Below are 12,737 nucleotides of genomic sequence, written 5' to 3' on the forward strand. Positions count from 1 at the left end.
CGGCGCACCTGTTGCCGGTTCCTGCCTGTCACGGGCTGACCACCGGCGTAGCGTCAGATTGAGCGCAATCGCAGGATTTTCGTGCCGTCGAAAGGGTCGGTCAGCCAGTGCGCAAGGACGCCGAAGGTGCTGAGCAGACGTTCCGGTGTGAGGACTTTCTCCGGCGCCCCCAGCGCCACCAATTGGCCTTTTTCCATGACCGCCACCCGGTCGCAATCCAGCGCCTGATTCAGGTCGTGCAGGGCAATCACTGTCGTCACCGGCAAGGCTTTGACCAGGCCGAGAATAGTCAGCTGATGCTGGATGTCCAAGTGGTTGGTCGGTTCGTCCAGCAGCAGGATTCGCGGTCGTTGAGCCAGTGCTCTGGCGATATGAACGCGTTGCCGTTCGCCACCGGACAGGGTATGCCAGGCACGTTTCTGCATGTGCAGCATGTCCACGTCCTGCAGGGCCTGGTGAACGATGGCATCGTCCTCGGCGCTCCAGGGTTCCAGCGCTGACAGCCAGGGCGTGCGTCCCAGCTCGACGGCGTCCAGCACGGTCACTGCGTCGCTGGTTTCAGCCTGTTGTTCGACCACGGCCAGCATACGCGCCACGTCTCTGCGGCTCATGGCCGAGAGTGGCTGATCACCCAGCGTGACCCTGCCAGTGACCGGCTTCTGAATACCGGCCAGCAGCTTGAGCAGGGTGGATTTGCCCGAACCGTTGGGGCCGACCACGGCCAGCGTTTCGCCTGCCGTGATGTTCAGGTCGACATCCTTCAGCAGTGCAGTGCCCCGTACCGAGTAGCTCAGGCCCTTGCAACCAAGTACCGGTGCGCCAGACAGATGTGGGAAGGCGTTCATCGCGTGCTGTTGCCCCGGACAAGAATCAGTGCGAAGACCGGTGCGCCGATCAGTGCAGTGATGACCCCGATCGGCAGTGCCTGCCCCTTGATCAGAGTGCGCGAAAGGATGTCGGCGGCGATCAGAAACAGCGCGCCGCTCAAGGCGCTCAGGGGCACCAGCCGTGCGTGACGTACGCCGACCAGCATGCGCACCGCGTGCGGAATCACCAGCCCTACAAAACCGATGGAGCCGACAATCGAGACCATGATCGCGGTGACCAGTGCTGCTGTGGCGATCAGGATGATCTGCACGCGCCGTACCGCTATGCCGAGAGACGCTGCCGAGTCGCTGCCGAAGGTGAAGGCGTCCAGCGCGCGTCTGTACCAGAGGCACACCAGCAGACCCACCAGCACCGTCGGCACGGCCAGCCAGACCGAATGCCAGCGTACGCCGCTGAGGTTGCCCAGCAGCCAGAACATGATGCCCCGAGCCTGCTCGGAACTGGCGGATTTGGTGATCATGAACGAGGTCAGCGCGTTGAATAGCTGTGAGCCGGCGATACCCGCCAGAATGATCTGCACGGAGGCAGTGGTGCCTCGGGATGAATGCGCCAGCAGGGCGACCAGCGAAAACGCTGCCACGGCGCCAGCGAATGCACCGGCCGACATGGAAATTGCGCCTGCCCCGAAGCCCAGAATGGCCACCAGTACCGCGCCGGTCGAGGCCCCGGCAGAAATACCCAGCAAATACGGGTCGGCCAGCGGGTTGCGCAGCAACGATTGCAATACCACGCCGCAGATCGCCAGGCCGGCCCCACAGGCTGCCGCCACAATGGCGCGGGTCAGCCGGTAATTCCAGACGATGCCTTCATCGATAGGGTCGAGCACATAGTTGGCTGCCCAGAGTTTGTTGGCCAGTACCTGAAAAACCACCTTCAGGCTGATCGAGGTTTCACCTATCGCCGCGCCAACCATGATCGCCAGCACCAGCACGGCGGCAACCCAGACCAGATGGCCAAGCGCTACAGGCAGTCTCATCGTGCGGCGTTGAAGCGATTGGCGGCGTCGGCCAGCTCTTCGAAACCGGTGAACAGGCGCAGGCCGGCCTGCATGCCCTCGGCGTCGATGATAACGATCCGGTCATGCTTGACCGCATCCATGTTGCGCGTTACCGGGTCGGTCTTCAGAAATTCGATCTTCTTCTGGTAGTCGTCGGCCGGAAAGCGGCGACGATCCATGCGCGCGATCACCAGAATGCTCGGGTTGGCCTTGGCAATGGTTTCCCAGCCTACGGTTGGCCATTCTTCATCGGACTGGACGATGTTGCGCATGCCCAGGCTGTTGAGCATGAAGTCCGGAATGCCTTTGCGGCCCGCCACGAAAGGATCGCTGGCGATGTCCGAGCTGGAAAACCAGAACAGCGCTGACACATCGTTGGCCTTGTTCTGTCTGACGTTGGCAATCGCCGCGCTCAGGCGCGCCCTGAGGTCGGCGACCAGCGTAGCGCCGCGATCCTGCACATCGAAAATCTGCGCCAGCTGTTCGATGCTTTTGTAGATGGTCTCGATGCGGAACGGCTCCAGGCGCGTGCCATCGGCGCCGACCAGATTGTCTTTGCCCTCGCAATCGGACGGCAGGATATAGGTCGGGATCTTCAGGTCATGAAACTGCTCGCGGGTACCGACCGCGCCCTGTTTGCCGACCATCCATTCCAGTTGCACGACCACCAGTTCAGGACGCTTGCCGATCACCGCTTCAAAGCCCGGTTCGTTATCAGCCAGACGTTCTACCTTGTCGTTCTGCGCCTTGAAGCGCGGCAGCACATTGTTGAACCACAGCGAAGTGCCGACCAGCTTGTCGCCCAGGCCCAACTCATAAAGCATTTCGGTGCCAGCCTGGCCAATGGTCACGGCCTTGCCGGGTGCGTGGGCGAAGGTCAGGGACGAGCCGCAGTTTTCAAGGGTCAAGGGATATTGCGTGGGCGCGGCAAAGGTCAGCGTGGACAGCGTCATGCAGGCAGCGAGTGCGGCGAGGCGGGGCAACGACATGAAGTGCAGTCTCCATTGGGACAGGTGCCAAGGCGCAATGCACATAGGAAAACACATCCCCGGCGTGTCAAAAAAGACCGGGCACGGCAGAAACTGCCGACGCGTGCGGATGTCCTTCCCGGACACCCCGCCGGTTAGTTGGTTGAATCGGGTCGGCAGGTCTCCTGACTGGCATGTCATCACCTCGCTCCGGCCTTCCCGGACCCGAGTCCAGTGGCAGTCATGGAGCAGGCTCGATGCCTACAGTTGCGGGGGCAGTTTCGTTTCGACCTTGTTGACACAAGGCGTGCGAATTCCCTGTTAGTTCCTCTCGGAAACCGACGGCCGGCATGGTAAACGATAAGGGTTTTAGTGGCTAATGCTTTGCGCGTGCGGTCGTTCGCTCGGACGCGCCCTGACCGGCAAACGCAGGCACGGTTGTGCCATCGAACCGGCTTCGCCACGCTCGACGTTCGTAAAAACGCTTAAATTATCTTCATGTTTGATTCGCCAAAAGCCTCTAAGCCTTGATTTTAGAGGTGTTCACGATAAAACAGCGTGTTTGCTCCCAACACGCTTTTCACATCTTCTTCACTGCTTCGGCACCATGCTGAACCTATGTTTCTTTCATGGGAGCGGTCATGACTTCGGGGGCTTCTCGGGTCACCGCTGCATATGGGCTCAGTGTAGGAGTGGTCACTTGGCTGACACGGTAATCAACAACAAGAATCTGCTTTCCGGTACAGGCATCCGCCAGCGCTTCAAAATGCATCAGCACGTCGCTTTGTTGTCGGTGGTCGTTGTCCTGGCAGCGATTTGTGCGTGGTGCTACATGGCGTTCTCGGGCGTACATGTGGTGGACCTCGGCGCCGGTAACAATCTGAAAACCTCCGGGCTGCGCGAACACTGGTTGCGCGGTGACGTGGTGGTCATGATCCGGCACGCCGAGCGCTGTGACCGCTCGACGAACCCGTGCATGGCCAGCGCCGACGGCATCACCTCCAAAGGCCGCGACGCAGCGCTGGCGGTCGGCGCTGGCATGCAAAAGATGGGCATGGATCACGCACGCATGGTCACCAGCCCGAAAGTGCGCACCCAGCAGACGGCAGAGCTGCTGGCAGGGCATGCGGTCGTCGCGCAGGACTGGATTAACGACTGCGACAGCGGCTTCATGAAAGCGGTGCAGGCGCATAAGGTCGGCGGTGAAAATCTGGTGCTGGTCACCCACAGTGGTTGTATCGACCAGTTCGAGCGCAAGGTCGGTGTACCGGGCGGTGAGCGCTCGAGTGATTATGCCGAAGCATTTTTCGTGCGGATGGATGAACGCCATCAGCCAAAACTGCTTGGGTCTCTGAGTGCCGAACAATGGGCCAACCTCAACAGCGAGCAATTCAATTGACGACAACAACCAGCACCAGACTGCGTTTTTACGGCATTAATCTGGGTGTACCCGTGTTTCTCGCGTTACTGGTTTTCGTGACGTTTGACCTGACCAACATCGACCGGCAATTGAGCGACATGCTGTTTGATTCGGCCGCTGGTGTATTTCCCATTGGGCAAATTCATCTGTTCGAGACCATCACCCACAAATGGGCCAGGATCATCCCCAACCTGACCGGCGAACTGGCAATAATCGGTGCGATCATGTCGTTCGTCTGGCCCCTGCTGGAGCGACGCAGGAACTCGGGCCTGACGCAGCTCGCCATACGCGCCCGGCTTGAACGCCCTCTGCAATTCGCCCGCAGGCATCGTCTCGATTTCTTTTTTGTAACGGTCGCGTTTGCGGTGAGCACAGGGATGATCCATTACCTGAAAAGCCACACCAGCGTGTATTGCCCGGTCGAAACGACGCTGTACGGTGGTACTCAGGCACATATCGAATGGTTCAGGAACTTCAATCTTCTGCATGAAGCAGGTGCCGGGCGATGCTGGCCGGGCGGGCATGCTTCCAGTGCATTCAGCCTGCTGGCCCTGTACTTCGTGGCGCGGCGCTATTGCTGGCAGCATTCGAACGTGCTGCTGGCAGGTATTCTGTTGCTCGGCATGATCTACGGCACGACGCGGGTGCTTCAGGGCTGGCACTACATGTCACACACCTTCTGGGCGGGTATCGTTGTGTGGCTGAGTTCCCTGCTGGTTGCCTTGTGCTTTTACGGCCGGGCAAAGCTGCAGAGGCCTGTCCGCAAGGGGTCATTGTCGTATGGTAATGACCAGCCTCTCGTTCGCCCCCTGAAGTCATCGGCTACCCTGACCCGGTCAGCTGGATAGAAAACAGGAAGGCGTTGCGATGAACATTCTGGTGATTGAAGACCACCGCGATATCCACGATAACCTGCTGGAGTTTTTCGAACTCCGAGGGCATGCGGTCGAAGGTGCGCTGGATGGTCTGAGCGGGCTGCACCTGGCCGCCTCGAAACGTTTTGATGCAATCGTTCTGGACATCATGTTACCGGGCATTGATGGAAACCAGATCTGCCGCAGCCTGCGTCAGTACTCGAAGTCGGAAGTCGCGATCGTCATGCTCAGCGCTCGCGATGAGCTGGACGATCGTCTGATCGGCTTCAAGGTCGGGGCCGATGATTACATCACCAAGCCTTTTGCAATGGCCGAAGTGCTGGCCCGGATAGAAGCAGTAGTGGGGCGACGGCAGCGCAAGGACAGCCGGGTGCTGATGGTGGCCGACCTGCGCTTTGACCTCGACACCCTGGAGGTCACCCGTAACGAGGTGTCATTGAAGCTGAACCCGACCAGCATGAAGCTGCTGGAGTTGTTGATGCGCAAAAGCCCGCATATCGTGAAGCATTCCGAGCTTGAAGCGGTACTGTGGGGGCGCGACGCACCGAACAGCAGCAGCCTGCGCAGCAGCATTCACATCCTCAGGCGCACACTGCACAACGGCCATGACACGCCGCTTTTGCATACCGCTCACGGGCTTGGCTACAAGCTGTGCGTACAGCGTTGACGCATGCTCAGGCAGTGCGCGTCAGCGGTCGCCGGGCGCGGGCCAGTGACAGGTTGAGACGACGTAGCAGGTTGTCTGGTGTTTCGTTGAGCGCCATCACCACCGCCACACTGGCTGACAGATGAAGACGCTCACCCTGTTGTCGGGTTTTGTGCGCCAGGCTGGCGACTGCGTGCTGCAACTCCAGCGCCAACAGCTTTGCCTGACTCTCGCCAGTATCGGGCAGCAGCACTACAAAGCGGTCGCCGGCAAGCCTGCATAGCAGGTCATGACGACGCAGGTTGAGCGCCAGCAAATGGCTGAGCGCCGACAGCACTTCATCTCCCTCTGCATGACCAAACGTTTTGTTGATAGCGCTGAAACCGTCGATATCCAGTGCCAGCAGCGACAGCGGTTGCTGCTGGCAGAGGCTTTGCTCAAGGCTTACGATCAATTGCCGCTGCAGAGTGTCGGCGTTGCCCAGCGGAGTCAGCTTGTCGTAAAGCCGATGGTCACCAAAGCCACGATCGCGCTTTTCCACCTGCGCGCGGGTTGCCAGTTGCTCTCGATGCCAATGGTGGATGCCGAGGGTCAATAGAATCAGGCCGACCGGCATCGGGCCGGACGCCAGCCAATGGTCCCATTCGATTTTGGAGGGCAGACGAATGAACTCGTCCAGCACGTCGACCCACCATGAAAACAACACGCAGCTCAGCCCCACCGACAGGTAGTTGGTCACCCGACCGGCTGGCCGTCTCTTGAGCACCAGAAGCAGCCAGATGAGCGACAGCAAAGCAGAGCCACCTTCGCCAACGATGTCGAGCCATTGCCATTCGCTCACCGGCTTTACAGTGCCCGATGACAGAAAAGCCGCCAGCCCTAGGTTGGCGGCAATCATCAGCACGGCGAGCTTCCAGCGATGAGGTTGGATGATCCTGAACATGATAAAGACGGCTCCTGATGTGCTGACTGTCGGCCAGCAGAACAGATGCACATGACACTAGGGTGAAGGTGGGTGGGCTGAAAATACCTTTCATTACCGAATCAGGCAGGGCGACTGCGTGCGTCCGGCGGTTGCTTTACCTGCACCTCTGTCATGTCAGAAATGGCGGCCAGACGAACGAACAGGATTTTTTCCTGGCCTGCTTGACTTCCTTTTCCGAATCAGTAACATAGCGCTCATTCCGCGATAGCTCAGTTGGTAGAGCAAGTGACTGTTAATCACTGGGTCCCTGGTTCGAGTCCAGGTCGTGGAGCCATACATATGCACAGAGGTAATCTGTATAGCTTCTGAACCCAAAAAACCCGCCTTTATGGCGGGTTTTTTGTTTTCTGCGCTTATAGGGGCCTATCGTGCGGGGAGAGGGCCTTAAGATCTGATCCGCATTGCGGCCGTTCTTCAATACGGCGAAATAGTGCCCAGCAACCCCACCCCGATTGCCAATAACAAAAAACCGATCAATGAAAGTCCGAGCTTGCCCATTAGTCTCTCCTGCTGCTGTGCTGGATCGCATACCGCAAACGCCAATGACTGGCGTTCGGCAGCGCGTTTGGATGCGTTGCCATTATCGTGTGCGGTGAGTTTCTGGTACAGATTCAGAAACAGCTAAAAAATACAGATCAGTTTCCTTTGAAGCACGCTGTCCTAAGGTCTCAGAACGACGCGATGATACGCCCCAGCATCGCCATCGCCTGTTCGCTGCGGTCATCCCAAGGCGTGCCGTAGTTCAGGCGCGCGCAGTTCTTGAAACGCTGCGAGGCCGAGAATATCGGGCCGGGTGCCAGACTGATGCCTTGCGCCAGCGCAAGCTGGAACAGCTGCAGCGAATCCACCTGCTCGGGAAATTCAAACCACAGGAAATAGCCGCCGATCGGGCGGGTAACGCGTGTCGCCGCTGGAAAATAGCGGGCGGCAGCGGCCAGCATTGCGCCCTGTTGCAGCTCCAGAACATCACGCAGTTTGCGCAGATGGCGGTCGTAGCCGCCGTGCTTGAGATAATCGGCGATGGCGGCCTGTGCGGGCACAGACGGTGAAATAGTAGTCATCAGTTTCAGGCGGTCGATCTGCTCGGCATACCGCCCGCCCGCGACCCAACCGATACGGTAACCGGGCGCCAGGGTCTTGGAGAACGAGCTGCAGTGCATTACCAGGCCGCTGCGGTCCAGGCTTTTGACCGGGTAGGGCGCCTTGGCGCCGTAGTACAGCTCGGCGTATACGTCATCTTCGATCAAGGGTATCTGCTGCCGTTCAAGCAGGTCGTAGAGCCTGACCTTTTTCTCTTGAGTCATGCTCGCACCCAGCGGGTTCTGGAAGCTGCTCATGAACCAGCAGGCTTTGATCGGCAAGCGCGAGAGGCTGTCCTGCAGCGAGTCCAGGTCCACGCCGTCACGCGGATGAACAGGGATTTCGACGGCTTTGAGCTTGAGCCGTTCGAGTACTTGAAGGCAGGCGTAGAAGGCGGGGGCTTCGATGGCGACCAGGTCGCCGGGCTCGGTGACGCATTGCAGGCATAGATTCAAAGCCTCCATGGCGCCGTTGGTGATCACCAGCTCGTCGGCAGACAGACGTGAGCCGTTGATCATGTAACGCAGGGCGATCTGTCGACGCAGTTCGGAATTTCCGCTGGTCATGTCGCCGACAATGCCTGATGGCGTCATGGCACGCACGGCGCAAGCCATCGATTTCGCCAGCCGGGGTAGCGGATACAGATGCGGGCTGGGAAACGCCGAGCCAAAGGGCACCGTGTCAGGGTCCTTGAGCGACCCGAGCACCGAGAAGATCAGGTCGCTGACCCCAAGTTCGGTACCCTCGCTGGCATGTCGGACCAGTTCAGGTTCGGTCAGTGCGTTGGACGTATGTTCTCGCACGTAATACCCGGACCTTGCGCGGGCCTGTATCAGCCCTTTGTCTTCAAGCAGGTAATACGCCTTGAAGACGGTAGCGGGGCTGACCGACCAGGTACGACTTGCGACCCGGACAGAAGGTAATTTTTCACCGGCAGGCAGCACACCGCTGCGAATCATTTCCGAGATATCGGCTGCGAACTTTTCGTAGCGTTTCATAAGCGCCATTGTCTGAGTGGTGCAGCCATGATGAGCCAGACAGCGCTCAGAGAACAGTCGCAAGATACTTTCAAAAAAGCATATCAGAGACTTCGAACGCTCATCTCGGAATGCCTGGGCAACTGTCATTCAAGTACTTTGTGCGGATAAAACATGCTTGAACCCTCCAAACGGATAGGCCTATGATGTGCAGGTCCTTCTACCCTTGTAAGGAATTGTCCTTGTCTCGTTCCAACTGGCTGCCTACGCCGCCTTAGCGCTTCGCCCCCTCGCCACACCCTGACTGCCATTAGCTGCGGTCGTCTGTTGCCGTGTCCGTTTTGCGGTCGCTGCCACGTTCATCACAACCCAATCGAAAACTGATGCTCTTGCTCGTCCGGCACGCGTTGCTGTGCGTCCTGCTGCGTCTGTCACAGGTATTTCTATGCTCGAAAAAATCAAAGCTGCGTGGTTTTCCAGCGTCCGCGCCGATGTTCTGGCCGGGCTGGTTGTCGCCTTGGCCCTGATTCCAGAAGCCATTGCGTTCTCGATCATTACCGGCGTGGACCCGAAAGTCGGGCTGTATGCCTCGTTTTGTATCTGCACGATCATTGCGTTCGTGGGCGGCCGTCCCGCCATGATCTCCGCGGCCACAGGTGCGATGGCCCTGCTGATGGTGAACCTGGTGAAAGAGCATGGTCTTCAGTATCTGCTGGCCGCCACGTTGCTGTGTGGCGTATTGCAGATCATTGCAGGCTATCTGCGGCTGGGTGAACTGATGCGCTTTGTATCGCGCTCAGTCGTCACCGGTTTCGTCAACGCCCTGGCGATTCTGATCTTCATGGCTCAGTTGCCGGAGCTGACAAACGTCACCTGGCCGGTCTATGCAATGACCGCAGCGGGTCTGGCCATCATCTATCTGTTTCCACGTGTGCCGGTACTGGGCAAATTGCTGCCGTCGCCACTGGTGTGCATTCTGGTGCTCACTGCGATCTCCATCTACATGGGGCTTCACGTCAGAACAGTAGGGGACATGGGCGCGATGCCTGACAGTCTGCCGACGTTCATGTGGCCGGACGTCACGCCGGGTATCGAGACGCTGCTGATCATCCTGCCGTACTCCGCTGCGCTGGCCGTTGTGGGCCTGCTCGAGTCGATGATGACGGCGACTATCGTCGACGACCTGACCGACACCAGCAGTGATCGCAATCGGGAGTGCAAGGGGCAGGGCATTGCCAACATTGCCAGTGGCCTGATCGGCGGCATGGCCGGCTGCGCCATGATCGGTCAGTCGATGATCAATGTGAAGTCTGGTGGCAAGACGCGTCTTTCAACACTCAGTGCGGGCTTGTTGCTGTTGATCATGATGCTGTTTCTGGGCGACTGGCTGGCGCGCATTCCGATGGCGGCGCTGGTGGCGGTCATGATCATGGTGTCCATCAGTACATTCAGTTGGGGGTCGATCCGTAACCTCAAGGAGTACCCTCTCTCGACCAACATCGTGATGGTTGTCACTGTGGTGGTGGTCGTGGCCACACACAACCTGGCCTATGGTGTGCTAGTCGGGTCGCTGCTGGCTGCGATGTTTTTTGCCAGCAAAATCGCCCACTACCTCGACGTCAGCTCGCAACGCGATCCTCTCCACAGCCAACGTACTTACTATGTGACTGGTCAGGTGTTCTTTGCCTCCGCTGACCGTTTCATGGCTTCATTCGACCTGCGGGAAAGCGTGGAAGCGGTGGTCATCGATCTTCGCGAGGCGCACTTCTGGGACATTACGGCAGTTGCTGCGCTGGACAAAGTGGTACTGAAGCTGAGGAGGGCGGGTGCCAGCGTGGAGGTGGTCGGCATGAACCGCGCCACGACCACGCTGGTGGACAGGTTTGGCGTACACGACAAGCCTGATGGAATTGACTCGCTGATGGGGCATTGATCTGTTATCCGCTTGCCCGGCTCAGACCGGCATGTGTAGCCGGATGACGGAGCCGCCACCGGGCCTGTCCTGAACCTCGATATGCGCCTCGTGCTCGACGCAGATAGCGCGGGCGATGGACAGGCCAAGGCCGCTGCCCCCCGAATAGCGTGCCCGCGAACGCTCTGCGCGCCAGAAGCGGTCGAACACTTGTTCAAGGTTTTCCGGACCGAAACCCGGGCCGCGGTCTGAGAAGGTCAGTTCGACATTGCGCGCGGTCGCTCTGGCGGCAATCAGCAGTTCGCCGCCCTGTGCTGAGTAGCGCAGCGCGTTATCCACGAGGATATTGACCACCTGACCCATACGGTCCCGGTCCGCCGTGATGTTCAATTGGCGAGGTATGTCCAGGGTTACACGCAAGCGCGCTTCATCCAGCTGCGTGGCGAACCAGCTCAAGCGCTCGGCCACCAGTTTTTGCAAGGGAAACACAGTTTTGTCCAGCGTCAGCTGTCCGGCGCTGGCCAGCGACAGCAGGTGCAGATCGCTGACCAGTTTGTTCAGTTGGCTGAGCTGCCGATGGACCAGTTCCAGCTGCGCGATATCACGTGGAAACACTTCATCGATCATGCCCTGAACGCGACCCATGGCGGCGTTCAGCGGCGTTCTCAGCTCATGGGCGATCATTGCGCTGGATTCACTGACCTCCAGTTCGTAACGACCCAGCTGGGTGGTCATGGTATTGAAGTCGCTGACCAGCGCCTGTAGTTCTTCCGGTCCTTTGACGTCCATCGGCAGGCGGGTCTTGAAGTCGCCCTGAGCAACGCGTCGTGCGCCTCGGGCAATCGACGAAAACTGACTGGAGAGCGGACGTGAAAACAGAAAACCGAAAAAGATGATGATGGGAATGGCGCCTGCTACCAGCCCCGACAACACCCACCACTCCTTGTTGGCAATGCCCGGCAACAGATTTTCGATGGGATAGTACTGAACGAACAGCTCCCGAAGCCTGGCAATGTTTGCCTCGGGATCGGCTTGCAGACGCTGAAATTCGCTGCGCACCTCGGTCGGCATTGCCTGCACGGTCATCCAGTCAGACACCGTGACGTGCAGCCACATGCAGAAGGCAATCACGATGACTGCACCCACCGCCAGCATGCTCATGCGCATACCGACCCAATGCCACAAAGGTTGCTGCCTGTGCCTGAAAAGAGGTCGCATGAGTTTCACCTGAATCGATAACCGACTGACCGCACTGTCACCAGCACGTTATCCACGCCATGAATTTCAAGTTTGCGACGCAGGTTATGCACATGTGCATCGACCACTCTGGCCAGCGCCTCGCTCTCGGGGAGGCAGATCTCAAGCAATTCTTCCCGGGTGAAAGCCTTGGACGGGGTTTTCAGCAGGGTCGATAGAATCTTGAACTCGGTCGGCGTGAGGTCGAGCACGGTGTGCGGGGTGTCGGCGTTCTCGATAACGGCGGTGACCGATTCGAGGTCTACCAGCAGTTGCTGATGGCGCAGGTGGCGGTCGTTATTGCCATTTTGCTGTGAACGCCTGAGCACTGCATGCACCCTGGCGACCACCTCTTTTGGGTTGTAGGGTTTGACCACGTAATCGTCGGCGCCGTAGCGCAGCGCTCCGAGTTTTTCAGGCTCATCACCCATGGCGGTCACCATGATCACCGGTGTGTCGCTGCAGCGTCTTACCGCCGATAGCACATCAGTGCCGCTGACCAGCGGCAGCATCACGTCCAGCAGAATCAGGTCGGGCTTCCATTGACGGTGCATGTCGATGCCGCGCTGGCCGTTTTCTGCCAGCCCTACGATGAAGCCGTCACGAAGCAGGTAGGCCTCAAGAATACTGGCACTGTCGGCATCGTCTTCGACGATAAGAATGCGTTTTCCTGACATGGGGGTGCCTCTTGATCAAATCTTGATAATTAGCGAACGGTTTATTGAAAGTCGGCGTTCAGGATTGCGTCCAGAC

11 protein-coding genes, 1 tRNA gene and 1 riboswitch are annotated in these 12,737 nt (G+C 58.8%); of the genes, 5 read left to right on the top strand and 7 right to left on the bottom strand.

Annotated features, from left to right (window positions below; genetic code table 11):
- Positions 1-53: 53 nt before the first annotated feature.
- From I9H09_RS11245 to I9H09_RS11255, 3 genes are read right to left on the bottom strand one after another with little or no spacing between them, the layout of a single operon-like run.
- Positions 54-845 carry an ABC transporter ATP-binding protein gene (locus I9H09_RS11245; protein ID WP_122347616.1) on the bottom strand — a complete coding sequence of 264 codons (792 nt, stop codon included), beginning with the start codon at positions 843-845 and terminating at the stop codon, positions 54-56.
- Complete coding sequence (locus I9H09_RS11250) at positions 842-1,864, bottom strand: FecCD family ABC transporter permease (RefSeq protein ID WP_122313023.1); 1,023 nt, start codon at positions 1,862-1,864, stop codon at positions 842-844. Before I9H09_RS11250 ends, I9H09_RS11245 begins: the two co-directional genes overlap by 4 nt.
- Entirely contained in the window at positions 1,861-2,874 is a 1,014-nt protein-coding gene (locus I9H09_RS11255) for an ABC transporter substrate-binding protein (protein WP_122313022.1), read from the bottom strand. The genes I9H09_RS11250 and I9H09_RS11255 overlap by 4 nt, the downstream gene beginning before the upstream one ends.
- Positions 2,875-3,011: 137 nt before the next feature.
- A riboswitch (cobalamin riboswitch) is annotated at positions 3,012-3,211 on the bottom strand.
- A 342-nt stretch (positions 3,212-3,553) separates the two neighbouring features.
- On the opposite strand from I9H09_RS11255, the gene pmrG reads away from it, so the two are divergent.
- The 3 genes from pmrG to I9H09_RS11270 are packed head-to-tail and all read left to right on the top strand — an operon-like array spanning position 3,554 to position 5,815.
- Positions 3,554-4,252, top strand: a complete 699-nt coding sequence (gene pmrG / locus I9H09_RS11260) for a lipopolysaccharide core heptose(II)-phosphate phosphatase PmrG (RefSeq protein WP_005893977.1) — start codon at positions 3,554-3,556, stop codon at positions 4,250-4,252.
- Positions 4,219-5,121: a phosphatase PAP2 family protein gene (locus I9H09_RS11265; protein WP_183130811.1), complete on the top strand. Its 903-nt coding sequence runs from the start codon at positions 4,219-4,221 to the stop codon at positions 5,119-5,121. Before pmrG ends, I9H09_RS11265 begins: the two co-directional genes overlap by 34 nt.
- A 19-nt stretch (positions 5,122-5,140) precedes the next feature.
- Positions 5,141-5,815 (top strand): response regulator transcription factor, encoded by a 675-nt coding sequence (locus I9H09_RS11270; RefSeq protein WP_005893979.1) that lies wholly within the window; start codon positions 5,141-5,143, stop codon positions 5,813-5,815.
- A 7-nt stretch (positions 5,816-5,822) separates the two neighbouring features.
- Here the strand turns inward: I9H09_RS11270 and I9H09_RS11275 are convergent, their stop codons facing one another.
- Positions 5,823-6,737 (bottom strand): GGDEF domain-containing protein, encoded by a 915-nt coding sequence (locus tag I9H09_RS11275; RefSeq protein ID WP_122347615.1) that lies wholly within the window; start codon positions 6,735-6,737, stop codon positions 5,823-5,825.
- A 240-nt stretch (positions 6,738-6,977) separates the two neighbouring features.
- On the opposite strand from I9H09_RS11275, the gene I9H09_RS11280 reads away from it, so the two are divergent.
- Positions 6,978-7,053: transfer RNA gene (locus I9H09_RS11280), tRNA-Asn, on the top strand.
- Between the two features lie 394 nt (positions 7,054-7,447).
- Here the strand turns inward: I9H09_RS11280 and mapR are convergent.
- Positions 7,448-8,857 carry a GntR family transcriptional regulator MpaR gene (gene mapR / locus I9H09_RS11285; protein WP_054997354.1) on the bottom strand — a complete coding sequence of 470 codons (1,410 nt, stop codon included), beginning with the start codon at positions 8,855-8,857 and terminating at the stop codon, positions 7,448-7,450.
- A 424-nt stretch (positions 8,858-9,281) separates the two neighbouring features.
- On the opposite strand from mapR, the gene I9H09_RS11290 reads away from it, so the two are divergent.
- The gene (locus I9H09_RS11290) at positions 9,282-10,769 is read left to right on the top strand and encodes a SulP family inorganic anion transporter (RefSeq protein WP_122323570.1); all 1,488 of its coding nucleotides are present in this window, start codon (positions 9,282-9,284) and stop codon (positions 10,767-10,769) included.
- A 21-nt stretch (positions 10,770-10,790) separates the two neighbouring features.
- Here the strand turns inward: I9H09_RS11290 and I9H09_RS11295 are convergent, their stop codons facing one another.
- Together I9H09_RS11295 and I9H09_RS11300 are read right to left on the bottom strand one after the other, a co-directional pair.
- Entirely contained in the window at positions 10,791-11,966 is a 1,176-nt protein-coding gene (locus tag I9H09_RS11295; RefSeq protein WP_024669411.1) for a sensor histidine kinase, read from the bottom strand.
- Between the two features lie 5 nt (positions 11,967-11,971).
- A complete protein-coding gene (locus tag I9H09_RS11300) occupies positions 11,972-12,661 on the bottom strand; it encodes a response regulator (RefSeq protein WP_024669410.1) in 690 nt (229 codons plus the stop codon).
- Between the last annotated feature and the right edge of the window lie 76 nt (positions 12,662-12,737).

The sequence above is a fragment of the Pseudomonas tremae genome (genome assembly GCF_023278125.1).
In the GTDB taxonomy this organism is placed as follows: Bacteria; Pseudomonadota; Gammaproteobacteria; order Pseudomonadales; family Pseudomonadaceae; genus Aquipseudomonas; species Aquipseudomonas tremae.